This is a genomic window from Microtetraspora malaysiensis (genome assembly GCF_050947145.1).
GTDB classification, from domain to species: Bacteria; Actinomycetota; Actinomycetes; order Streptosporangiales; family Streptosporangiaceae; genus Microtetraspora_A; species Microtetraspora_A malaysiensis.
Genome location: NZ_CP191998.1, coordinates 2,401,341 through 2,423,351, shown reverse-complemented (window position 1 = coordinate 2,423,351; position 22,011 = coordinate 2,401,341). Strand labels below are relative to the sequence as shown.

Sequence of the window (22,011 nt, the reverse complement as noted above, 5' to 3'; positions counted from 1 at the left end):
CGCGCCTCAGCCAATGGCACAAAGCCCCGCAGCAAGATCGCCACGAGGCTTGTTTCCGCTGGTGGGCGGTACTCCAGTAACCCTTCACTTGTAAGACAACTGCAACCAGGTATTCGAGCTGGTCTATTGCGGCTGCGTCCGTCGCCGGTGTCGAGCATGTGCCGGCAGCGCCGGTAAACAGCGGCGGCGATGTCGGGGACGAGCAGGCTGCTGCAGTACAGAGCGATCCCTGCGGCGAAGTGCACGCTGTCGCGGGGTGGCCGTCTGTGGCGGAGCCATCCGCAGCCGATCCGACCTTGCAAAGCATTCCTTGACAAGAATATTCCTAGTGGTGAATACTTTGCCTCGTGGATCAGTTCGCATCAGCACTTGGAGACGGCGCGCGGTGGCGCATCGTCGAGCTTCTTGCCGAGCGGCCCCGGTCTGTCGGCGAACTGGCTGAGCTGACCGGCTTACGGCAGCCGCAGACCACCAAGCACCTCCAGACCCTGGCCCGCGCCGGTCTCGTCACGGTCTTCCCGCTCGGGCAACGTCGCGTCTACGCGGTCGAGGCGGCGCCGCTGAAGGCCCTCGAGCGCCGCCTGCGGGAACTGGTCGAGACCATCGAGGCGCATGTGAACGAGCGAGACGTCATCGCGCGTTACCGCGCCGCCATCGAAGCGGAGTCCGCGGTCGCGGACCGGGAACGGTGGGCCGACGGGCGCACCTTCTCGTTCGAGCGCGTGCTGGCCGTGCCCCGGGACGTCGTCTGGCGGTATTGGGTCGCCCCGGACCTTCTTGCGTCCTGGTGGGCCCCGCAGTCGATGACGGTCACCGACTGCGCCCTTGAGCCGAAGCCGGGTGGTCGCGCTGTCCTGGAGTATCGCGATGCCGAGGGGCGATACCGCTCCGAGGGGCGGGTCCACGCCGCGAAGGAACCTGAGCACCTCGTGTTCGACCTTTCGGTGCTGAACGCGGCGGGGGCGGTCTCGTTCACCGGCCGCTACGACCTGGCCCTCGCCGTGGTCCCTGACGGCACCCGGCTGCGGCTTGGCCTGCGTATCACCGAAACGACCGTCGAGGCCGTTCCCTACATCGCCGGGATCGTAACCGGCTGGGGCCAGGTGCTCGACAACCTCGCCGACGCCATCGGCGCATCTCAGCGCACTACCAAGGCAGCGCGAACCAAGGAAAAGGAAGCATAGCCATGACCAACCCGACCGGACGCCGGGTGACCGCGAACATCAGCCTCACCCTCGACGGGCGCTACAACGGACCCGGCGGGCCCGGCGATCTGGGCGCGATCGTCCCGTACGCGACCACCGAGGTCGCGCGAGATCACCTCACCCGGATCTGGGAGGGCGCGACGACGGCGCTGCTCGGCCGGCTCAATGCCGAGGGGTTCCTGGGGTTCTGGCCGACGGTCGCCGAAGACGAGAACGCCGATCCACGTGATCGCGGATACGCGAGGTGGCTGGTCGACACGGAAAAGGTGGTCCTCTCGACCACCTTGACCGAGGCGCCGTGGGAACGCACCCGCCTCGTGAACGGCCCCGCTGCGGACGTCGTCACCGACCTCAAGACCACCGGTGAGGGCGACATCCTCGTCAACAGCAGCGCCGGCATCATCAAGGCGCTCCTCTCAGCGGACCTGCTCGACCGGCTGTATCTCATGATCACTCCAGAGATCGCCGGAGGTGGGCAGCGACTGTTCGACGACGGCCTGCCGGCTTCGAAGTGGACGCTCACACACCAGGAGACCGGCGAGCTGGGCGAGATCGCCATGGTCTACGACCGCGTCCGCTAGTCCCTGGCGTCCGGCGGTCAAATTCGCGTGATCACCGGAGGCCACTCTGAAAGCCGCCGACTGGGCGAAACCACGAAGAAGATCGGTTTCCCCGGCCCGCACTTCCATGATCTCCGGCGCACCGGCAACAGGATCGCCGCCGGTCCGGGCGCGACGCTTCGGGATCTCATGGAGCGGATGGGGCACGACACCGTCCGCGCCGCGATGATCTACGCACGGCGGAGGCTGACCGCAAGATCGCGAACGCTATGAACGGAAAGGTCACAGAAGTCCTGCCGACCAAGGCGAGCGATCTCTGAGCGAGATCGCCCGCATCGGCCAATGGCACGCTAATGGCACGAGCCCCGTTTCGACAGGTGGAAGGCAGGGCTCTTCTCGCTGGTGGGCGGTACTGGGTTCGAACCAGTGACCCCTCGCTCGTAGGTCAACCCAGGAAGGGGCGGAACCAGCACCGGCACCCGCCCTGACCTGGCCATGCAGTCCACGACGGTCCACCACCGTCCAGGCTCGTCCATGGCGCTTGTCTCCCAGATAGTCACCCAGTACAGCCACGCCTGCGAGCAGACGGAAGGTTAGATCTACTGCACGCGGACGACATACACCTCGCGCTGAGGATCCAATACGAGATAGGTCACGAGCCCACACTCTCCGAACGGCATGACCCGCATGTTCCCGTCGAGCTTGCTTGGCGACTGTGGTCCGCCGGCCCAGGGCTCCAGCTCAATCAGATCCAGCGCTCCGGCTAGATATCGCAAGGCATCGTCGGGGAGGGCAGCGATCTGTTCTTGAGCGACAGGATCGGGCTCGACGATCGAGTACACCTACCGCTCGACCCCGCGCTCAGCGAGCAGTTCGCGCCACGTCTTGTCGCCCCGAGGGATCGACTCGCCGACGTCGGCCAGTTCCTGGACACGGGCGGCCCGCTCGTAGAGGTCTCTGCGGCCCTGCGGATCTTTGACGGAGTCGCACGCGATCAGCCACCAGGCGTGAATGAACTCGCTCAGCCGACCGAGGTCCAAACTGGCGCGGACCTCCGCCAGGACGACGTCAAGACCAGCGTCGAACCCGTCTCGGTCCTGCGGAACGACCAACGCTCTGCGGATGGCGCGCAGGTTCTTCTCCGGCAGGTGCCCTTCAGGAGTGGACTCCTGCGGTTGCGCACTCATGCCGTCAGTGTACGTACAGGCACTCGATGCGGCCCAGCCGACCGCATGACTCCCAAACGTGGTTTGGCCCTCTGGGCGGGGTTGCTCCAGTTCGATGGAAACCGCTGATAGCACTGTGGGCGTCTGACCTGCGGGCCAACCTCATACAGCTCTTACCTTCGCCCGCTACTCGGCCTGGCCTGATGGCATGCTGACGGCACGGTGATCAAGCCCTCAGAGGCCCGGATCTCGGCCGACTCGATCACCGGTAGCAAGCAGAACCGGTGTCGGAAGGGGAGCGGCACCTGAAACCTTGTATCGCCTTGACCGGGCCCTCGTCGGCTCCGTACCTGCTGTAGGCCATGGTGCGTCACGTGTGGGACGCCTCCGGTGAGGGCACCGCTCAGAAGGAGATGACGACCTTGCCGGGGGCATGGCCCTCCTCCAGGTAGCCGATTGCCCTGGGGATTTCTTCGAAGGGGTAGTGACGGTCGATGATCGGGATCACTCGTTTGTCGTTCAGGAATGCGCTCAACGTCTGCAGGTTCTGTTTGGGGCTGGGGCACTTGAGGGCGTCTGCCACCGATATCCGCTGGCCGGCGAAGCGGGATACCGCCAGGGCGGAGAGCACATGGCCCATGGGTTGTATCCAGCGACCCGGCGGGCCGCCGACCACCACATAGGCCCCCTCGGGGCGCAGGGTCCGTCGGGAGACGGAGACCGGTCGGCTTCCGGCGATGTCCAGGAACAGGTCGTAGCGCTGGCTCTCGCGAGTGAAGTCCTGGGTGGTGTAGTCGATGACCTTGGTCGCGCCGAGGGAATGGACCAGGTCCACGTTCCGAGCGCTGCAGACGCCGGTGACCTCGGCGCCGAGGGCGCGGGCCAGTTGTACGGCGAACGTGCCGACCCCACCAGACGCGCCGTTGATGAGAACACGCTGGCCCGGCAGGATATGACCCTCGTCGCGCAGGGCGAGGAGGGCGGTGTTGGCGGCCATGGGAACCGCGGCGGCTTCCTCGTACGAGAGGCTCTCCGGCTTCGGGGCGAGGTCGAATTCGCGGACGCAGACATATTCGGCGAAGCCGCCACCGCTGATGACGGCGAAGACCTCGTCGCCGGGGCGGAATTCCGTGACGTTTCTGCCGACGGATTCGACCTGGCCGGAGATGTCTGCGCCCAGGATGGTGACCTGGGGGGTGCGGAGCGCGAGGCCGCCGGGCATCAGGCGGGCCAGGTACGGTTCGCCGCGCATGTTATGCCAGTCGTACGGATTGACGGAGCTGGCACGTACCCGGACCAGGACCTCGCCGTCGCGAGGAACGGGGATGGGGATTTCGCTAAGTGTCAGGACGTCGGGTGGCCCGTACGAGCGTGAGACGAACGCCTTCATCGCCATCTCCTTATGCGAGTCAATGCGAGTGCGGAGGCAGCCAAAAGGCTAAGAAACGCGGCCAGACCACCGGATCAGCCGAAAGTACGCCTGATCGCTGGATGATCGGCTGACCTGAATCGGACCGTTCGTGTGATGAGCAGACATGGGCGAAGAAGCCACGATCCCCTCATGACCGAAAGCAGTGTGAGGGACAGCAAGCTCCAGAAGGTACAGCCGGGCGGGCGGGGCGCCAAAGTCCCCGGATGGATGGGGCCCACCGGCCTGATCATGCTCAGCGTGATTCCGGTGGTCGCCGGTGCGCTGCGTGTGGGGGAATTAGCAGGTGGCGCGGCGATCACCCCCGCCAACGCGCGATTCTTCGCGACACCGCTACCCGTGGTGTTACACATCATCGGAGCGTCGCTCTACGGCATTGTGGGCGCCTTCCAGTTCGCGAAGAGGTTCCGTCGTCGGAGGCCGGGCTGGCACCGCATGGCAGGACGGACTCTCGTTGTATGCGGACTTGTCGCCGCACTCTCCGGCCTGTGGATGACCGTGTTCTATCCCCGCCCGGAAGGCGACGGCGATCTCCTCACGGCGTTCCGGCTCGTGTTCGGCACGGCGATGGCGGCCTCCCTCGTGCTCGGCTTCGCCGCGGTCCGGCGGAGAGATTTCCGCCGCCACCACGCCTGGATGATCCGCGCCTACGCGATCGGCATGGCCGCAGGCACCCAGGCGTTCACCCAGCTCCCCTGGATGCTCCTCGTCGGCCCCCTCGGCGAGATCCCCAGGGCCCTGCTCGTGGCCGCCGGATGGATCATCAACCTCGCCGTGGCCGAGTGGATCATCCGCAGACCCTAGTGCAGTGCCGCAAAGATCCCTGAGGGGTTCAGGTGATCACTCGGAGTCAACCCTCTGATTCTGCAAGGTGGACACGGCAGGCACACTCCAGTGCCTCGCTGGGCGTGCCGACGCGGCTGCCGCTCGGCAGGATCGAGGGCTCGTAATCCTCGCTACTGGCCCGGTAGATCGCGAACCCCCAGGCGTCGGGATCGCCGAGGTACTCGATCCGGGCCAGCGGGAAACCCTCATCGCTTTCGTCGTCATCGAAATGCCCGGTCAGATAGCCGAAAGAGCCCTTCCAGCGGACGGTCACCTCTCCCAGCTGAGGCCAGTGCGTGAAGGCATAGGAATCGGCGTCCTCTTCGACGAGGACTTTGACCTGCTTGGGCGGTACCGGCATGGTGACGATTGTGGCCGATAGCGGTGTGTTGGTCCCGCTTCGACACCGTCAGCACTGCATCCTCGGGCGATCACTCGTGACCACCGAAGGATGGGAGTTCATGGCTGGACCGGTCAGCGAGGTCGTCATCACCATCGGTCATCGCCGCAGGAGGCGCCTCAACAAAATCATCAGCAGGCACTCCAGCCCGCAGTCGTTGGTGCTGCGCGCCCGGATCATCGTGCTGATCGCCGACGAGCGCCTGCCGGTGGCCGCGGTCGCCGAACGCTTGTCCACGACAGAGACGACCGTCCGTAAATGGCGCGACCGGTTCGCCGCGGGCGGCATCAAGGGGCTGGTCGACCTGCCCCGGCCGGGCCGCCCCGAACTCTACGGCCCCCAGGTGCGGTTACGGGTGATCGCCTGCGCAACCAGCACCCCGCCCGAGGGACAGGCGGCCTGGACGCACACGACGATCGCCGCCCACCTGGCCGATACCGGAATCTCCGCCTCCCAGATCGGGCGGATCCTGGCCGAGGCCGACCTGCGGCCGCACCGCGTCCGGGGCTGGCTCAACCGGCTCGACGATGAGCAGTTCTGGCACCTGGCCGGCGCCGTCTGCGACCTGTACCTCAACCCGCCCGAAGGTGCGGTCCTGCTCAGCGTGGACGAAAAGACCGGAATCCAAGCCAAATCCCGTAAACACCCCGAGATCTGCGCTCGGCCCGGCCGGCCCGGCCATGCCGCCCGGCGGGAGTTCGAATACATCCGCCACGGCACCGTCTCCATCCTCGCCGCGATGGACGTCCTGACCGGCCAGATCCTGGCCGAACGAATCGACCGCAACACATCTGCGACCTTCATCGCCTTCCTCATCCTGCTCGATCAGATGATCGACCCGGCCCTGGACATCCACCTGATCCTGGACAACGGCGCCAGCCACACCTCCAAGGCCACCCGCGCCTGGCTGGCCGCCCACCCCCGGTTCACGGTCACCTACACGCCCAAGCACGCCAGCTGGCTCAACATGATCGAGATGTGGTTCTCCGTGCTGACCCGCCGCCTTCTCCGCCGCGGTGATTTCACCTCCCGCGAGAACCTGATGCAGCAGATCGACACGTTCACGATCCGCCATAACGCCACCGCGCAGCCGTACCGGTGGCGCTACGACGCACGCGCCGACCACATCCGCTACCTCACCCGGCGCGATCAGGAACGGACACGTGCCGCACTCTTGAAGAAGACAGCAAGTTGAGCACGTACCGTTACGACTCGGACCCCTTAAGGATCTTTGCGGCGCTGCACTAGTTCCTGACCCGATGGGTCTCGTACGCCCATATGGCGATTTCCACCCGGTTCCGGGCGCCAAGCTTGGCCATCAGGCTGGCGATATGGGTCTTGACGGTGCTGAGTGAGATGTGAAGTTCGTCAGCGATCTCACTGTTGGTACGCCCCCGGGCCACCGTGACGAGAATCTGCTCCTCACGCTCGGTGAGCGCCTCGATGGGACGGACCGGCGGCGCGGCGGGCCCGGCGTGGGCGAAGGCGGTGAGCAGGCGGGCGGTGACGCTCGGAGCGATGAGGGCGTCACCGGCCGCCGCGGCGTGAACGGCCTGGGAGAGCAGCTCGGCGCCGGCGTTCTTCAGCAGGAACCCCCGGGCTCCCGCGCGCAGCGCCGCGTAGACGTACTCGTCGAGGTCGAAGGTGGTGATGACCACGACGGCGAGTGGGTCGTCGACGGTGGGCCCGGCGAGCATCCGGGTGGCCTCGATGCCGTTGAGCACGGGCATCCGGATGTCGAAAAGGCACACGTCCGGTCGAAGCCGTCGGGCGAGTTCGACCGCTCGCCGCCCGTCGGCGGCGTCGCCGACCACCTCGATCCCCGGTTGAGCGTTGAGGATCATCACCAGTCCGGTACGGACGATCTCCTGGTCATCGGCGACCAGCACCCGGATGCTCACCTGGCCACTCCGGTACGCGGCAGCACGGCGGTGACGCTCCATCCCCGGTCGGGATTGGGGCCCGCCGCACAGGTGCCCCCGAGGAGATCAGCCCGTTCGATCATGCCGGTGATCCCGTAACCGGGTGTCCCTGCGGGGCGAACGGGATCGCCGTCATCGCTCACGTACAGACGGACCGACCTGGCATCGGCGCTGACCCGAACCAGGACGCGGGTGGCGTGCCGCGCGTGGCGCCGCGCGTTGGTGACCGACTCCTGGGCGAGGCGGTAGATCGCGGCCTCGACGGAAGGGGAGAGGCCGACGGTGTCGCCCTCGATCTCCACCTGGACGGACGGGCCGGATTGTCCCGGGCTTTCGAGCTGGGAGAGATCGGCGATGCTCCGCCCAGGCGCCAGGTCCGCGGGCACGTTCCGGCGGAGGACGTGAACCATGGCACGCATCTCGGCAAGCGCCTGGGTCGCCTCGGCCTCGATCACCTGCAACGCCTCGGTGGCGGCGTCCGGCCGCGACGCCGCCGTCGCCAACCCCGCCTGCGCCCGGATCGCCATCGCCGAGACGTGATGGGCGACGGTGTCATGCAGATCTCGAGCCAGTTGCTCACGTTCAAGCAGTTTGACCTGGTCAAGCTCCCGCGTCCGCGCCCTCGTCCGGTACCGGAACGCCGCTCCCACGGCGACCACCGAGAACACGACGGCGAAGGCGGCGGCGGTGTCGGCGGGACCGGGATAGTCCACAACCATGGAGAACGTGGCTTTGGCGAGAATGATCGCCAACCCGATGATCGCCTCTCGCCCGGACCCCCACCGGAACAGCGCATAGGGCAGGAGAAGCAGATAAATCATGGTGTTGGACTCGGGCGAGTCACCACCCGTCAGCACCTGGGCCACACCCGACGCGCCGAACGCGATCACGACCATCAACAGCGGCTGGGTGCGGCGCCACAACAAGGTGGGCACCAGCCCGACCGCGAGGCTTACCGAAATGACCCGTGAGGGCATATCCGGCCGCACCACTCCTTCGAGCAGCGCGACCGGCAGCAACACCCCCACGAGCACCCAGTCTCGCCACACCCGACGCGGTGCGTTGGGGGAACGGGGCTCGTACCACACGGAGCGAATAAGGCCGTGCACGAAGTCATGGTACGAGAGTCCCCACCACCCACAATCAGCCCAAAGTACGAGACATTTCGCTCACCGGATTGGTAGCGGTCGCGGACGACGCCTCAAAAGTGGATTAACCGGTTGTTGGAGGAGGAAGGTAACGAAGCCCAGGAGCTGCGGTAGCCGTTCAGCCTGTACTGCTTCACAAGTCGCCGCAGGGGGCTTTACCTGCGGATCGACCTGAGGCTGCTCAGGCAGGCTCGGTTCTTGTGCCTCGCGGTCTCTTCTACCTGCTCATGATCCGGATGTTCGGCTGGCTGGTGCTCCTAGTCCCTGGCGTCCGGCGGTCACATTCGCGCGAACGCCGGACGCCTCTCTGGAGTCGTCTACCAGCACCGCACAGCGGAGGCCGACCGCAAGATCGCGAATGCCATGAACGGAAAGATCACAGAAGCCCTGCCGACCAAGGTGAGTGGTCACTGAGCAAGATCGTCCGCGTCGGCCAATGACACGCTAATGGCATGAGCCCCGGTTCCACAGGTGGAACACGGGGCTTTTTTCGCTGGTCGGCGGTACTGGGTTCGAACCAGTGACCCCTCGCTTGTAAGGAGCCAAGATCGCTCTCGGTGGGACGCTGGCCTGCGTGTTGGCCTAGCGCGGCACTCCCCCGCCGACCGTCCTCGACCTGGCCTAATGGCGCGCTAATGGCACGACGATCATGCCTCTTCGCGCAGTTCTTCGGCGCTCCGGCGTTTATAGAGAGCTGTAATGGCTGGAGGGCCAACCTAGCCCAAGCTGAAGATTGAATCCTCATCCCAGAAGGGCAGGACATACCGGCATGCCGCACAGATCATCAACGTCACCTGGTGCGGGTTCCAGCCGTACTTGCTATCGAGGCGGCCCTCTGTCCGCTGGAACGCGGTGCCGCGACAAAGGGGGCAGGTTAACTGCGATGTCGTCATGCCAGCGGAACGAGCAGGCGATCAAGCCGGTTCCACTGCGTCGCCCTTGGCCGCCTTCAGCATGACCATGTCTGCGGCGTACTGGTTGTCCACGCCGTCCCATCAGCAGTGCCGGTGGATCTCCAGGGGCGAAGCGCGCTGTTCTCGGTGCGTCTCGCCACATGCGACACGGTCGTAGGCGTCGCGAAGGATTTGCGTACAGCGAACGAGTGGCCCGAGCACGGCCGTGCGGAGCAATCGTCAAGACCTGTGGATCAAGATCTTTTAGGCGGCTATCGACTGGTCCTCGATGGCCGGTGACTCCTCGGGCCGCTCAACGAGCTTGCCCTTGACGAACGTCGCCCCGGCGCGCACCAGGGCGACGAGATGCGGCGCATTGACCGCGCGCCAGCGCTTCTGCGCCGCCTCGATCAGCTTGAAGGCCATCGCCAGCCCGGCAGCACGCGAGCCCGGCCCCTTGGTGACCTTGGTCCGGTGCCGGACCGTGGCGAACGTCGACTCGATCGGGTTGGTCGTGCGCAGATGCACCCAGTGCTCCGCGGGGAAGTCGTAGAAGGCCAGCAACTCCTCGACATCGTCGACGACCTTGGCCACGGCCTTGCCGTACTTGGCACCGTAAGCGGCCTGGAACGCCTTCACCGCCGCCAGGGCGTGGTCCTTGTCCTCGGCGTTCCAGATCTCCGCCAGGTGCTTCTTGGCGGCCGGGTGGGCCGACTTCGGCATGGCCCCGAGTACGTTAGCGATCTTGTGAAACCAGCACCTCTGGGCCCTGGTCTGCGGAAACACCTCGCCCAGCGCCGACCAGAAGCCCAGCGCGCCGTCCCCGATGGCCAGCACCGGAGCCCGCATGCCCCGTCGTTTACAGTCGCGCAGCAGGTCCGCCCACGACTCGGCCGACTCGCGGTAGCCATCGCTCAGCGCGACGAGCTCCTTGCGGCCGTCAGCCCGCACACCGATCATCATCAGCAGGCATAGCTTGTGCTCCTCCAGCCGGATGTTGACATGGATGCCGTCCACCCACAGGTAGACGTAGTCCACGCCGGACAGATCACGCTCGGCGAAAGCGCGCTGCTCGCCCTTCCACTGCTCGGTCAACCGGGTGATCACCGAGGCAGACAGGCCCGCCGAGCTGCCCAGGAACTGGCTCAGGGCGGGCACGAAGTCCCCCGAGGACAGACCATGCAGGTACAGCAGCGGCAACACCTCAGTCAGCTGCGGGGTCTTACGCGCCCAGGCGGGCAGAATCGCCGAGGAGAACCGCCGGCGCTCGCCCGTCGTCTCGTCGATGCGCTTGTCGTTGACCCGCGGAGCCTTCACCTCGATCGCCCCGGCGCCGGTGAGAAGCTCGCGCGGTTGGTGATAGCCGTTGCGCACCACCAGGCGGCGGCCGGCCTCGTCGCGCTCGTCGGCGAAGGCGGCGATGTAGGCATCCACCTCGGCCTGCAGCGCGGCGGCGAGCATCTTGCGCGCGCCCTCACGAACGATCTGGTCGATCAACGAGGAGGAGTTCGCTGGGGAGTGGTCGTCAGCGGCCAGCTCGGGCACTACGGTGAGCACGGGTGTGCCTTCCCGACCGACGTTGGCGCGTCGGCCTTATCTCGAAACCTTGATCAGATGATTTGGGAAGGTACACCCCTTCCCGTCAGATCCACAGGTTTCGATCATTGCTCGCCGTGCGCGAGAACGGCCCCCAGGCCGCACGCGCAGCGTGCGGCCGAGCGCAGGGCGCGCCGGCGGCGCGGAGCGCCGTCGCTTGACCTGAACGCGGGCACAGTCACCGTTCGGCAACAGCATGTCGAGTTGGACACGGGCGAGCTGCTCGTCGGGCCGCCCAAGTCACGGGCCGGTGTCCGGACGGTCGCCATTCCTTCGGCAATCATCCCCGCGCTTCGGGATCACCTCGACGACTTCACCGACCCGGAGGACGACGCCCTGATCTTCACTGGCGCGCGGGGCGGTACCCTCCGGCGAAGCAACTTCCGCCGAGTCACCGACTGGGCGAAGAACACGAAGAAGATCGGTTTCCCCGGCCTGCACTTCCATGATCTCCGACACACCGGCAACACGATCGCCGCCAGCTCGGGCGCGACCCTCCGGGATCTCATGGAGCGGATGGGACACGACTCCGTCCGCGCCGCGGTGATCCACCAACACCGCACGGCGGAGGCCGACCGCAAGATCACGAACGCCATGAACGGCAAGATCACAGAAGCCCTGCCGAGCAACTAAGCAAGATCACCCGTCGGCTAATGGCACGTTAATGGCACGAAACCCCGTAGCAAGATCGCTACGGGGCTTGTTCTGGCTGGTGGGCGGTACTGGGTTCGAACCAGTGACCCCTCGCTTGTAAGGCGAGTGCTCTACCGCTGAGCTAACCGCCCCAGACTGGACTACACCTTACGACACCAGGGCGCCTTTCAGCACATCGGGAGATCGGTCCGTTCCCTTCGCGTACGGCCCGGCGACGCCGGAGCGCCTCCGCCGCCGGGCCGTCGCGTCACGGTAGGGCTAGCGTGCGCCGAGCAGCGTCGCCGGCGTCCAGTCGGCGCCCACGCCGGGCTCGCCGGCGGCCTGCCAGCCGAGCAGCGCGGCGCCCAGCATCCCCGCGTGTACGCCGAGGGCCGCCGGGCGGAGTTCGGGGGGCTCGCAGAAGGCGAGCCGCGCGGCGAGCCGTTCACGCAGCGGATCGAACAGGACGGCCCCCGCCTCCCCGAGGCCGCCGCCGATGACGATCAGCGACGGGTCCAGCAGCAGCGTGTATGAGGCGAGCGAGATCGCCAGCGCCTCGATCGCCTCGTCGAACACCTCGCGCGCGACGGGGTCGCCCGACGCCGCCAGCGTCACGACCTGCTTCGCGGTGGCCGCGCGGCCGGAGCGCCGCTCGTAGCGCCGGGACACGGCCGACGCGGACGCGTACGTCTCCAGGCAGCCGATCTGGCCGCACGCGCACGGCTCGCCGGACGGCCAGACGGTGGTGTGGCCGATCTCGCCGCCCCATCCGTGCACTCCGCCGTACGGCTCGCCGCGTACGACGACGGCGCCCGCGATGCCCGTGCCGATGGGGAGGAAGAGGAAGTCGGCGGTGTCGCGGCCGGCGCCGAAGACGCTCTCGGCCAACCCTCCGGTGCGTACGTCGTGCCCGAGACACGCGGGAAGGTCGCCCGGCACGAACTCCTCGGCGGGCACGTCCCGCCACCCGATGTTGGCGGAGTAGACGGCGGTGGACGAGGTCACGATCCCCGGTACGGCGAGGCCGACGCCGGACGGCTCCGCGCCGTAGCGGGCGCGCCCGTACCCGGCCAGCTCGCCCACGTAGGCGCGGATGGCGGCGACCACGGCGGCCGGCCCACGTTCGCGTTCCGTCGGGTGCCCGGCGAAAGGGGTCACCTCGCCGGAGCGCGTGACGAGCCCGCCCTTCATCGACGTACCGCCCACATCGAGGGCAACCACGTAACTCACCCGGACATCGTCGTCATCAAAGGACGTTTTCGCCAAATCCACGCCCGAGGACGATCAGGATCGGCCGAGAACCCGGTTGAGCGCCGCCTCGACCTCGGCCGACAAATCGGGCGATTCGGGCGTGGCGACCAGGGGCTCGCAGGAGCGCGCGACCCGCACGGCGCCGCAGGAGCGGCATTCGACCTCGCCGAGCCGGCAGATCAACACGGTGGAGCCACACGAGACGCACGCGTCGAGATCGAGATCGTGCGCACGCTGGCAGTCCGGGCAGATCAGGACCTGCGTCTCGTGGCGCACCCCGCGTTTCCAGGGACTCACGCCGCGGACCGGGTCGGTCTGCCGGGCCCCGCAACGGAAGCAGGGCATCTTCGCCTCCCGTAAGGCAGGGTCACAGATGTGTGAGCACCTTCTGGTACTCGGTGACGTCACGCGCCGATCCGATCGGGTTCACGACCTTCCAGCGGATGACGCCCTCACGGTCGATGATGAAGGTGCCGCGGTTCGCGACCCCCTTCTCCTCGTCGAACACACCGTACGCCCGGGCCACCTCACCGTGCGGCCAGAAGTCCGAGAGCATGGGGAAGGCGTAGCCCTCCCGGTCAGCCCAGGCGCGGTGGGCGAAGACGGAGTCGACCGAGACGGTCAGCACCTCGACGTCGTCGGCGACCGCGGGGAGAAGGTCGTCACGGATCGCGTTCAGCTCACCGTGGCACACGCCGGTGAACGCCAGAGGATAGAAGACGAGCACCACGTTGCGCCCTCGCAGGTTCGCGAGGCGGACGGGGGCACCGTGCTGGTCCTGGAGTTCGAAATCCGGAGCCTGTTCCCCGACTTCCACCGACATGCGTGCCTCCCCTGGCTTGGTCGCACATCATCCTGCCGCACGGCATCGCCGGGCCGTACGGCAGGGCGTCGGCGTCAGTTCAGCGGCGTGCCTTGGGCGTGACCAGCCGCGTTCCGGACCAGTCCCGGGCGGCGCTGATGCTGCTCGTCTGGGAGAGGCCGGCGGTCGTCGCGTCCTCACCGATGTCGCTGGGCTCGACGTGGCCCTCCCGGCCCGCCTTCGGCGTCAGCAACCAGATCTGGCCTCCGTCGGCGAGTGCCGTCATGGCGTCGCTGAGAGCGTCGAACAGGTCACCGTCGTCGTCGCGCCACCACAGCAGCACCACATCGACGACGTCCTCGTACTCCTCGTCCACCAACTCGTTGCCGGTCAGCTCTTCGATGGACTCGCGAAGTGCTTCGTCGCAGTCCTCGTCCCAGCCGATCTCCTGCACCACCTGACCGGATTTGAGGCCGAGTCGTTCGGCCAGGCCGCGCTCGCCCTGCGCCTGACCCGCGGTCGCGCTCACGTTTATCCCTCCTGCTTGGGTGACCCCGCCTTGTATGCGGTTGTCCGGCTCCTCTGAGAGCCATGCTTCGGCACAGTCCACACGCTGTGACCCACCGTCGTCAACGGTCGCCACGACCGGTGACCCGCACCGTTATCTAAAATCCGACAAAAACGATAAACGAACACGCCGGTCGGGGTTGTCCACGTTGAGATCAACAAGGGACACCGACTGCCAGGTGCCCAGCGCGAGCCTCCCGTCCAGCACCGGGATGGTCGCATACGGCGGAATGATCGCGGGCATGACATGAGATCTTCCATGCCCCCGGGAGCCGTGCGCATGCCTCCACCGGTCATCCGCGGGAAGCAGGTCGCCGAGCGCGGCGAGAAGGTCCTCATCGCTGCCCGACCCGAGCTCGATGAGGGCGATCCCCGCCGTCGCGTGCGGCACGAAGACGTGCAACAACCCGTCTCCCCCACACTCGCGCGCGAACTCCTCGCATTCACCGGTGATGTCGTGCACCCGGTCGCGCGCGCCGGTCCGCACCGCGATCTCTCTGGATCTCACAGCGCGATATTACGATCCCCGCTGAGCTGGGACGACGACCGCGTCCGGGCCGGGGAACACCAGGCCGGTGTGTCCGTCGTCGAATCTGACAACGTATGGCGGCTCACCACCGGGCCCGCGCACCTCGATGATCTCGCCGCGCTTGTCGTGCTCTCCCACGACGGTCCCATGCACCAGGAGCCGGTCACCCACGGTTGCATGCATCTCGTTTCCTCCCTCTCACTCCAGAGCCTGATACGGCTTTCGCCCGCAGGGAAGGGGAGTAACCCATCCTCCGCAAGAGGGAGGAACAACGCATACCGAAACGTTACGCTGTCCCATCACGACGGGCGGGGCGGATGGCGGGCGGGTTACGCCACGGACACCGAACGGCCGCGGCGAACCACGCAAGACCAGGAAAAATCGGGCGGCGACCCACGCGCGGGAGCCACCTGATCGAACGGCGCGGATCCGCCGATCCACACGGGGAAATCGGGAGGGCGGCAGCCCTTGATCCGCCCCGAGGACCGGGACACACTGGGCGGTCTGTAAGAATCGTCCCACCATCGGTGGTCTAGGCCATGTACCCCTGCCTGCCAGCAGGGACATCCTGGTTACCCGGCAGTAGAGATGCACTTTCCGGGGCAAGCGGCCAGGATGGAAGTGCCTAGACAAGACATAGTCCATCCTCGGAAGGCGAGACCCAGTGGCTTCCGGACGCCAGCGCTTCTCGATCATCAGTGACGGCCTACCCAGCCAGTTGCCTGATGTCGACCCGAGCGAGACCAGGGAATGGCTCGAATCGCTCGACAACGTCATCAAGACGGAGGGCCGCACCCGTGCCCGCTATCTGATGCTCCGACTCCTGGAGCGGGCCCGAGAGCACCAGGTCGGCGTGCCCGGCCTGCGCAGCACCGACTACATCAACACCATTCCACCGGAGCGAGAGCCCTGGTTCCCCGGCGACGAGTACGTCGAACGCCGCATCCGGGCCTACATCCGCTGGAACGCGGCCGTGATGGTCACCCGGGCCAACGCCCGCACCAACGTCGGCGGCCACATCGCGACGTACGCCTCCGCGGCCTCGCTGTACGAGGTGGGCTTCAACCACTTCTTCCGCGGCAAGGACCACGGCGAGTCCGGCGACCAGGTGTTCATCCAGGGTCACGCGGCGCCCGGCATCTATGCCCGCGCCTTCCTTGAGGGCCGCCTCTCCGCTCCGGAGCTCGACGCGTTCCGGCAGGAGCTGTCCCACGGGATCAAGGGTCTGCCGTCCTACCCGCACCCGCGGCTCATGCCCGACTTCTGGGAGTTCCCCACAGTCTCCATGGGTCTGGGGCCGATCGCGGCGATCTACCAGGCGCGGTTCAACCGCTACCTGCTGAACCGCCAGATCAAGGACACCAGCCGCAGTCACGTGTGGTGCTTCCTGGGCGACGGCGAGATGGACGAGCCCGAGTCGCTGGGCGCGATCGGCCTGGCCGCGCGCGAGGAACTGGACAACCTCACCTTCGTCATCAACTGCAACCTGCAGCGGCTCGACGGTCCGGTACGCGGCAACGGCAAGATTATCCAGGAGCTGGAGTCCTACTTCCGGGGCGCCGGCTGGAACGTCATCAAGGTCGTCTGGGGTCGCGACTGGGACCCGCTGCTCGCGGCCGACGTGGACGGCGTCCTGGTCAACCAGATGAACACCACGCCCGACGGCCAGTTCCAGACCTACTCGGTCGAGTCCGGCGGGTACATCCGTGATCACTTCTTCGGTAGCGACCCTCGGCTGCGCAAGATGGTCGAGCACCTGACCGACGACGACATCCGCAAGCTGTCGCGCGGCGGCCACGACTACCGCAAGGTCTACGCGGCGTTCAAGGCGGCCAGCGAGCACGTCGGCCAGCCGACGGTCATCCTCGCCCAGACCATCAAGGGCTGGACACTCGGCAAGGACTTCGAGGCGCGCAACGCGACGCACCAGATGAAGAAGATGTCGAAGGCCGAGCTCAAGGAGTTCCGCGACCGGCTCTACCTGCCGATCCCGGACAAGGACCTCGAAGGCGACCTCCCGCCGTACTTCCACCCCGGTGAGGACAACGAGGAGATCGCCTACATGAAGGAGCGCCGGGCCGCGCTCGGTGGTTTCCTGCCCAAACGGCTCACCCGGGCCAAGGCCCTCAAACTGCCCGGCGACGACGTCTACAAGCAGCTCGCCAAGGGCTCGGGCAAGCAGAACGTCGCCACCACCATGGCGTTCGTCCGGCTGCTGAAGGACCTCATGCGGGACAAGGAGATCGGCCACCGCTTCGTGCCGGTCATCCCCGACGAGGCGCGCACCTTCGGCGTCGACGCGATGTTCCCGACCGCCAAGATCTACTCGCCGCACGGGCAGACGTACGAGGCGGTCGACCGGGAGCTGCTGCTCTCCTACAAGGAGGCCACCGAGGGCCAGATCCTGCACGAGGGCATCAGCGAGGCCGGCTCGATGGGCTCGGTGATCGCCGCCGGCACCTCCTACGCCACGCACGGCGAGCACATGATCCCGATCTACATCTTCTACTCGATGTTCGGGTTCCAGCGCACCGCCGACCAGATGTGGCAGCTCGCCGACCAGATGGGCCGCGGCTTCCTGCTCGGCGCGACCGCCGGCCGCACCACGCTGAACGGCGAGGGCCTCCAGCACGAGGACGGCCACACGCCGCTCATCGCCTCGACGAACCCGGCCGTCGTCGCCTACGACCCGGCCTGGGCGTTCGAGATCGCGCACATCGTCAAGGACGGCCTGCGCAGGATGTACGGCGAGTCGCCGGAGAACGTCTTCTACTACCTGACCGTCTACAACGAGCCGTACCCGCAGCCCGCGCAGCCGGCGGACGTGGACACCGAGGGCATCCTCAAGGGCCTGTACCTCTTCGCTCCCGCCCCCTCGACCGGTGGGCCGAAGGCCAACATCCTGGCCTCCGGCGTCGCCGGCCCGTGGGCGCTGGAGGCGCAGCGGCTCCTCGCCGAGGACTGGGGCGTCGACGCCGCGGTCTGGTCGGCCACGTCGTGGGCCGAGCTGCGCAGGGAGGCTCTCGCCACCGAGGAGCACAACCTGCTCAACCCGGACGCCGAGCAGCGTGTTCCGTACGTCACGCGGAAGCTGTCCGAGGCTCAGGGCCCGTTCGTGGGCGTCAGCGACTACATGCGGGCCGTCCAGGACCAGATCGCCCAGTGGGTGCCCGGTGACTGGAGCTCGCTCGGCACGGACGGCTTCGGCCTGTCGGACACGCGTTCGGCGCTGCGCCGCCACTTCCACGTGGACGCCGCGTCGATCACCCTGGCGGTGCTGACCCAGCTCGTCCGGCGGGGCGAGATCAAGGCCGAGGTGCTGCGCGAGGCGATCGCCCGCTACCACCTGAAGAACGGCGTGACCGAGGTCGGCGCGCCCTTGGAGAGCAACGACACCCAGTCGATGGGCGTGTAACTCCGGAATCTCCGGGTCCGCGTCGGCGGACCCTCCTGTCGGGCCCCGGACTCCTGTCCGGGGCCCGACGCTTTCACTTCTTCTCTGGCCCGACGAACAGGATGACCTGCCCCTCCGCGCCGGCCACCGCGTCGTGGACGTACCACTCCGGCCTCACCTGGTCGCGGCTGAGCCCGTTCGGATAGGGCCGGTCGGAGCCGCGGAACTCGTAGCGGTACCCGACGCCGGTGATCTTCCGTTCCGCCAGGACGGCCCATGCCTCGGCCACCGTACGGCCGGGGACGTCCGGCAGGCCGACGCCTTCACCAGGCACGTCGTCTGGGCCGGTGTTGTACATCTCGCCGGGGCGGGCGGCCCGGCCGAACACGATGTGGGCGTAGCCCTTGTAGTCCAGCGGAACCTTGACGCCGACCCCGCAGACCTCGCTGCCGCACGCACCCTTGGCCTGGATGATCTTTATCCCGCTGTCCGCCTTGTCCTCCAGGAAGATGACGGTGCCGGCGTTCCTCGGCGAGACGGGCCTGAGGTCGAGCTTGATGTCCAGCCCGTGGGCCGCGAACTCCTTCCGGTAGCGCGCCGGGTCGGCGACCGGGTCCTTGACCGTGACGACGAGGTAGCCGTCCTCCTTGCGGAAGGACAACGCGGCGGCGTCGGCCCGGTGTGGGCCGACGGACACCGAGCCGACCTTCTGGTCGGGGCCGGCGGCCGACAGCACGACCACCCCCGCCGCGGCGACCGCGGCGGCCAGGGGGACGCCGACGAGCAGCCGCCGCCCCCACCGGCCGTGCCGTACGGGCGCCGGGGCCTCGTCGGGCGAGGTCGTCATGACGCGCTCGGCGAGGTCGTCCCTGGTCTGGCGGCTCACCATCGCGGCGGCCTCCTCCTCGCTGATCGGGTTGAGTCGTTCGACGTTCATGCGACGCCTCCTTCTGACGCGGGTGCCACTCGCTCCTCGATCAGGTCTTCGTGGGTGTTCAGCTCTCGGGCGAGACGGCGCCGCGCCCGAAACATCCGGATCCGTACGGCGTTGCGGGAGCAGCCGAGGACGACGGCGATCTCCCCGAAGTCCAGGCCCTCCCATCCGGCGAGCGCGAGCAGTTCCCTGTCCTGCTCGGGCAGGCGCCGGAAGGCCGCGGCGACGGCGGACGGCTCGGTCGCGGGCGCCGCGTGGCGGTGCGCGTGGGCGAGCTCGGCGCGCAGCCTCTCGCTCAGCGCGGTGCGCCGCCGCGCGCCGCGATGCAGGTTCGCGAGCGTGCGCCGGGCGACGCCGAACAGCCAGGGCCGGGCCCGTTCGCCGGCGGGCACCTCGTCGAGCCGCCTCCAGGCGACGAGGAACGTCTCGGCGAGGACGTCGGCCGCGTCATGGCCGTTGTCCGTACGGCGGACGATATAGGCGAGCACCGCGTCGTGATATTTCCCGTAGATCGCCTCGAAGCGGTGCCTTCTCGTGTCGGGAGGTCCCAACGGCCCTCTCCTTTCCGGGGACGCCGTAGCGTCGGATCTCGGTCTGACACCCTCCACGTGTCCCGCTCGCCGGGGAGCATTTCAGAGCCCGCGTTCCGCAGCCGAACGTTCCGGAGCTGGGCGTTTCGGGGTCGAGTGCTCGTTTCGGCCGCTCGCCCGCGTGGCCCCGGCTCACTTGTCGTCGCGCCAAGTCAGTCACAAGCGCTGGACAAGCGGGCTAACCGACGATTGCCCGCGTGAATGGATATTTGACGACTTTGATCAGGAGATTGGCCGCGACGGCGTCGATCGCCCTGCTCACCGTGACAGCCGCTGTGGGGGTCGCGGCGGCACCCCCGGCCTGGGCCGACGGCGGTGAGAACCTCTCCGTGGGCACGCTGCTGGCCGCCCGCACCCACCCGGCCGTCCAGCTCACCAGCCTCACCTTCAGCGCCGAGGTGGTCGTGCCGACGGCGGAGGTCCGGCAGGGCGCGCTGCAGGAACTCGCCTCGCAGATCCAGGTCCTGGTGGCGGCGGGCAAGATCCCCTCGGACGAGCCCAGCATGTACAAGTACATGTTCAAGCGGATGGCCGCCGACGTGGACAAGTACCTGATCCCGGCCAAGCCGAACCGTACGGTCAAGGCGCGGGTCGGCGGCATGTGCACCGGCTGGTGGGTCACCCCGGACGGCTACATGGTCACCGGCGCGCACTGCGTCGACATGAGCGACGACGAACTGTCGCAGACCTTCGCCCAGCAGGCGCTGCAGAAGTTCAACGAGGAGGACGCGCAGGAGGTGATCAAGGGGCTGGAGAACGTCGTCGCCGACGAGGCGCTGATCGAGGCCGCGCAGATGGTCTACATCAACTTCAACTCGGCGCACATGAAGCTGCAGAAGTTGCAGAAGAGCCTGTCCGTGCTGCAGTCGCTCCCCGGCGGCGGCGTGGACAAGACCGCCAAGGAGGTTCCGGCCGAGCTCGTCTCCGTGGGCGAGAGCTACCCCGGTAAGGACTTCGCCCTGCTGAAGGTCAACAACCAGCAGAACCTGCCGACGGTCCCGCTGGGCGACGACTCCGACGTGCAGACCGGCGACACGCTGTACATCAGCGGCTTCCCCGGCCTGGTCACCAACACCCCGTTCTTCAGCATCGAGTCCAAGCTCGACCCCGCGATGACCGAGGGGCCGTACAACGCCCGGCGCACCACGACCGAGGGCGTCCCGTACATCCAGACCCAGGCGCCGTCCTACCACGGGAACTCCGGCGGCCCCGTCTTCAGCCGCGACGGCAAGGTCGTCGGCATGCTGATCGCCGGAACCGTCAGCGAGGGCGGCGAAGCGTCGGAGAACGAGAGCTTCGTGCTGCCGGTCTCCATCATCAAGGAGAAGCTCAACGAGAAGAACGTCAAGCCGTCGGCCTCGCTGACCACGACGAAGTACAACGAGGCCCTCGACGCCTTCTTCGCCAAGCACTACAAGGACGCGCTGCCCCTGTTCCGTGAGGTCCAGGCCCTCCACCCGAACCACCCGTACGTCGCCAAATACATCACCGACTCGCAGCAGGCGATCTCGGCCGGCCGGGACGAGACACCCCAGCCCGTCTGGCTCTGGATCGTCATCGGCCTCGGCGTCCTGATCGCCGTCGGCGGCGGTCTCGCGCTGCTCATGGTGCTGCTGCGCCGCCGCAGGCGCGCCGCCGCCACCCCTCCCTCGTACGGCCAGGCGTACGGCGGCGTCCACGCGACGGCGATCAGCGGACAGGACGAGCGCCAGGACTGGCGGCAGGCGGCGCCGCCGCGGTACGCGCTGCCCCAGGGCGAGTCCTCCAGCGCCCCGTCGCCCGGCGCGTACGCGCGGGGAGGGCCGGCCCAGGGCCAGTACCCGCCACAGCCGCAGTACGGCGGACCGGGCTACTCCGGCCACGACGACCGGCACAACGGCCACCCGCGCTACGACCAGCACGAGCAGCCGACCCAGGCGCCGGACGGGGCCACGCGGTACGTCCGCCCCGCTCCCCCGGCGTACGAGCGGGGCGCGGAGCGCGACGTCGCGGAGCTGGAGCGCGAGGTCGCCGAGCTGCGCCGCCGCCTCGGTCAGCGGCAGCCGCCCGATGCCTGAGCGGGGACGGCCGGGGGATCCGCCGGCGTGCCTCTCCGCCGGCGTGCCCTCTCACTCGCCGGGAGCCGCGCGGGCGCGCCGCGACTTCAGCGGGCCGCCGCGGTCACCCC

Annotated in this window: 22 protein-coding genes and 1 tRNA gene; 7 read left to right on the top strand and 16 right to left on the bottom strand. The window is 67.7% G+C overall.

Annotated elements, in window-relative coordinates:
- The first annotated feature begins 347 nt into the window (after window positions 1-347).
- Window positions 348-1,184: a metalloregulator ArsR/SmtB family transcription factor gene (locus tag ACQP1V_RS11695; protein WP_433421900.1), complete on the top strand. Its 837-nt coding sequence runs from the start codon at window positions 348-350 to the stop codon at window positions 1,182-1,184.
- A gap of 2 nt (window positions 1,185-1,186) precedes the next feature.
- Window positions 1,187-1,786: a dihydrofolate reductase family protein gene (locus tag ACQP1V_RS11690; RefSeq protein ID WP_433421897.1), complete on the top strand. Its 600-nt coding sequence runs from the start codon at window positions 1,187-1,189 to the stop codon at window positions 1,784-1,786.
- Window positions 1,787-2,364: 578 nt separating this feature from the next.
- Here the strand turns inward: ACQP1V_RS11690 and ACQP1V_RS11685 are convergent.
- From ACQP1V_RS11685 to ACQP1V_RS11675, 3 genes are all read right to left on the bottom strand, one after another.
- Window positions 2,365-2,607 (bottom strand): hypothetical protein, encoded by a 243-nt coding sequence (locus tag ACQP1V_RS11685; RefSeq protein ID WP_433421895.1) that lies wholly within the window; start codon window positions 2,605-2,607, stop codon window positions 2,365-2,367.
- Window positions 2,608-2,952 carry a DUF6247 family protein gene (locus ACQP1V_RS11680; protein ID WP_433421893.1) on the bottom strand — a complete coding sequence of 115 codons (345 nt, stop codon included), beginning with the start codon at window positions 2,950-2,952 and terminating at the stop codon, window positions 2,608-2,610.
- 382 nt (window positions 2,953-3,334) lie between these two features.
- Window positions 3,335-4,321, bottom strand: a complete 987-nt coding sequence (locus ACQP1V_RS11675) for an NAD(P)-dependent alcohol dehydrogenase (protein WP_433421890.1) — start codon at window positions 4,319-4,321, stop codon at window positions 3,335-3,337.
- 171 nt (window positions 4,322-4,492) lie between these two features.
- Between ACQP1V_RS11675 and ACQP1V_RS11670 the strand changes: the two genes are divergently transcribed.
- Complete coding sequence (locus ACQP1V_RS11670) at window positions 4,493-5,164, top strand: DUF2306 domain-containing protein (protein ID WP_433421888.1); 672 nt, start codon at window positions 4,493-4,495, stop codon at window positions 5,162-5,164.
- Between the two features lie 46 nt (window positions 5,165-5,210).
- Here the strand turns inward: ACQP1V_RS11670 and ACQP1V_RS11665 are convergent, their stop codons facing one another.
- Entirely contained in the window at window positions 5,211-5,546 is a 336-nt protein-coding gene (locus tag ACQP1V_RS11665; protein WP_433411371.1) for a hypothetical protein, read from the bottom strand.
- A 100-nt stretch (window positions 5,547-5,646) separates the two neighbouring features.
- Between ACQP1V_RS11665 and ACQP1V_RS11660 the strand changes: the two genes are divergently transcribed.
- A complete protein-coding gene (locus ACQP1V_RS11660; RefSeq protein WP_433411369.1) occupies window positions 5,647-6,780 on the top strand; it encodes an IS630 family transposase in 1,134 nt (377 codons plus the stop codon).
- A 49-nt stretch (window positions 6,781-6,829) separates the two neighbouring features.
- Here ACQP1V_RS11660 and ACQP1V_RS11655 read toward each other — a convergent pair whose 3' ends face one another.
- The 3 genes from ACQP1V_RS11655 to ACQP1V_RS11645 all read right to left on the bottom strand — a co-directional run bounded on the left by ACQP1V_RS11655 (window position 6,830) and on the right by ACQP1V_RS11645 (window position 11,105).
- Window positions 6,830-7,486 (bottom strand): response regulator, encoded by a 657-nt coding sequence (locus tag ACQP1V_RS11655; RefSeq protein ID WP_433421885.1) that lies wholly within the window; start codon window positions 7,484-7,486, stop codon window positions 6,830-6,832.
- Window positions 7,483-8,616 (bottom strand): sensor histidine kinase, encoded by a 1,134-nt coding sequence (locus ACQP1V_RS11650; RefSeq protein WP_433421882.1) that lies wholly within the window; start codon window positions 8,614-8,616, stop codon window positions 7,483-7,485. The genes ACQP1V_RS11655 and ACQP1V_RS11650 overlap by 4 nt, the downstream gene beginning before the upstream one ends.
- A gap of 1,196 nt (window positions 8,617-9,812) precedes the next feature.
- Complete coding sequence (locus ACQP1V_RS11645; RefSeq protein ID WP_433421879.1) at window positions 9,813-11,105, bottom strand: IS256 family transposase; 1,293 nt, start codon at window positions 11,103-11,105, stop codon at window positions 9,813-9,815.
- Here ACQP1V_RS11645 and ACQP1V_RS11640 point away from each other — a divergent pair.
- Complete coding sequence (locus tag ACQP1V_RS11640; RefSeq protein ID WP_433421876.1) at window positions 11,067-11,777, top strand: tyrosine-type recombinase/integrase; 711 nt, start codon at window positions 11,067-11,069, stop codon at window positions 11,775-11,777. The two genes, ACQP1V_RS11645 and ACQP1V_RS11640, sit on opposite strands and share 39 nt — an antisense overlap.
- Window positions 11,778-11,854: 77 nt before the next feature.
- Here ACQP1V_RS11640 and ACQP1V_RS11635 read toward each other — a convergent pair.
- The 7 genes from ACQP1V_RS11635 to ACQP1V_RS11605 all read right to left on the bottom strand — a co-directional run bounded on the left by ACQP1V_RS11635 (window position 11,855) and on the right by ACQP1V_RS11605 (window position 15,109).
- A tRNA-Val gene (locus tag ACQP1V_RS11635) sits at window positions 11,855-11,929 on the bottom strand.
- 127 nt (window positions 11,930-12,056) lie between these two features.
- The gene (locus ACQP1V_RS11630) at window positions 12,057-13,007 is read right to left on the bottom strand and encodes an ROK family protein (protein WP_433421873.1); all 951 of its coding nucleotides are present in this window, start codon (window positions 13,005-13,007) and stop codon (window positions 12,057-12,059) included.
- Between the two features lie 54 nt (window positions 13,008-13,061).
- Window positions 13,062-13,373, bottom strand: a complete 312-nt coding sequence (locus ACQP1V_RS11625; protein ID WP_433421870.1) for a hypothetical protein — start codon at window positions 13,371-13,373, stop codon at window positions 13,062-13,064.
- 22 nt (window positions 13,374-13,395) lie between these two features.
- On the bottom strand, window positions 13,396-13,851 hold the full coding sequence (locus tag ACQP1V_RS11620; RefSeq protein WP_433224170.1) for a peroxiredoxin: 456 nt from the start codon (window positions 13,849-13,851) through the stop codon (window positions 13,396-13,398).
- 79 nt (window positions 13,852-13,930) lie between these two features.
- Complete coding sequence (locus ACQP1V_RS11615) at window positions 13,931-14,359, bottom strand: DUF3052 domain-containing protein (RefSeq protein WP_067130873.1); 429 nt, start codon at window positions 14,357-14,359, stop codon at window positions 13,931-13,933.
- Between the two features lie 132 nt (window positions 14,360-14,491).
- Window positions 14,492-14,905 (bottom strand): secondary thiamine-phosphate synthase enzyme YjbQ, encoded by a 414-nt coding sequence (locus ACQP1V_RS11610; protein WP_433421867.1) that lies wholly within the window; start codon window positions 14,903-14,905, stop codon window positions 14,492-14,494.
- A 9-nt stretch (window positions 14,906-14,914) separates the two neighbouring features.
- Entirely contained in the window at window positions 14,915-15,109 is a 195-nt protein-coding gene (locus ACQP1V_RS11605; RefSeq protein ID WP_067130867.1) for a DUF1918 domain-containing protein, read from the bottom strand.
- A gap of 481 nt (window positions 15,110-15,590) precedes the next feature.
- Between ACQP1V_RS11605 and aceE the strand changes: the two genes are divergently transcribed.
- Window positions 15,591-18,341 (top strand): pyruvate dehydrogenase (acetyl-transferring), homodimeric type, encoded by a 2,751-nt coding sequence (gene aceE, locus ACQP1V_RS11600; protein WP_433421864.1) that lies wholly within the window; start codon window positions 15,591-15,593, stop codon window positions 18,339-18,341.
- Window positions 18,342-18,414: 73 nt separating this feature from the next.
- Here the strand turns inward: aceE and ACQP1V_RS11595 are convergent, their stop codons facing one another.
- Window positions 18,415-19,257, bottom strand: a complete 843-nt coding sequence (locus tag ACQP1V_RS11595) for a hypothetical protein (protein ID WP_433421862.1) — start codon at window positions 19,255-19,257, stop codon at window positions 18,415-18,417.
- Window positions 19,254-19,805, bottom strand: a complete 552-nt coding sequence (locus ACQP1V_RS11590; RefSeq protein WP_433421859.1) for an RNA polymerase sigma factor — start codon at window positions 19,803-19,805, stop codon at window positions 19,254-19,256. Before ACQP1V_RS11590 ends, ACQP1V_RS11595 begins: the two co-directional genes overlap by 4 nt.
- 236 nt (window positions 19,806-20,041) lie before the next feature.
- On the opposite strand from ACQP1V_RS11590, the gene ACQP1V_RS11585 reads away from it, so the two are divergent.
- A complete protein-coding gene (locus ACQP1V_RS11585; protein ID WP_433421857.1) occupies window positions 20,042-21,901 on the top strand; it encodes a trypsin-like peptidase domain-containing protein in 1,860 nt (619 codons plus the stop codon).
- Window positions 21,902-22,011 lie beyond the last annotated feature (110 nt).

What these genes read in the sequence shown, in the direction of transcription:
- ACQP1V_RS11690 (WP_433421897.1), top strand. Translation starts at nt 1,187, where the DNA reads ATGACCAACCCGACCGGACGCCGGGTGACCGCGAACATCAGCCTCACC.
- ACQP1V_RS11680 (WP_433421893.1), bottom strand. Translation starts at nt 2,952, where the DNA reads ATGAGTGCGCAACCGCAGGAGTCCACTCCTGAAGGGCACCTGCCGGAG.
- ACQP1V_RS11675 (WP_433421890.1), bottom strand. Translation starts at nt 4,321, where the DNA reads ATGAAGGCGTTCGTCTCACGCTCGTACGGGCCACCCGACGTCCTGACA.
- ACQP1V_RS11670 (WP_433421888.1), top strand. Translation starts at nt 4,493, where the DNA reads ATGACCGAAAGCAGTGTGAGGGACAGCAAGCTCCAGAAGGTACAGCCG.
- ACQP1V_RS11665 (WP_433411371.1), bottom strand. Translation starts at nt 5,546, where the DNA reads ATGCCGGTACCGCCCAAGCAGGTCAAAGTCCTCGTCGAAGAGGACGCC.
- ACQP1V_RS11660 (WP_433411369.1), top strand. Translation starts at nt 5,647, where the DNA reads ATGGCTGGACCGGTCAGCGAGGTCGTCATCACCATCGGTCATCGCCGC.
- ACQP1V_RS11625 (WP_433421870.1), bottom strand. Translation starts at nt 13,373, where the DNA reads ATGCCCTGCTTCCGTTGCGGGGCCCGGCAGACCGACCCGGTCCGCGGC.
- ACQP1V_RS11620 (WP_433224170.1), bottom strand. Translation starts at nt 13,851, where the DNA reads ATGTCGGTGGAAGTCGGGGAACAGGCTCCGGATTTCGAACTCCAGGAC.
- ACQP1V_RS11605 (WP_067130867.1), bottom strand. Translation starts at nt 15,109, where the DNA reads ATGCATGCAACCGTGGGTGACCGGCTCCTGGTGCATGGGACCGTCGTG.
- ACQP1V_RS11595 (WP_433421862.1), bottom strand. Translation starts at nt 19,257, where the DNA reads ATGAACGTCGAACGACTCAACCCGATCAGCGAGGAGGAGGCCGCCGCG.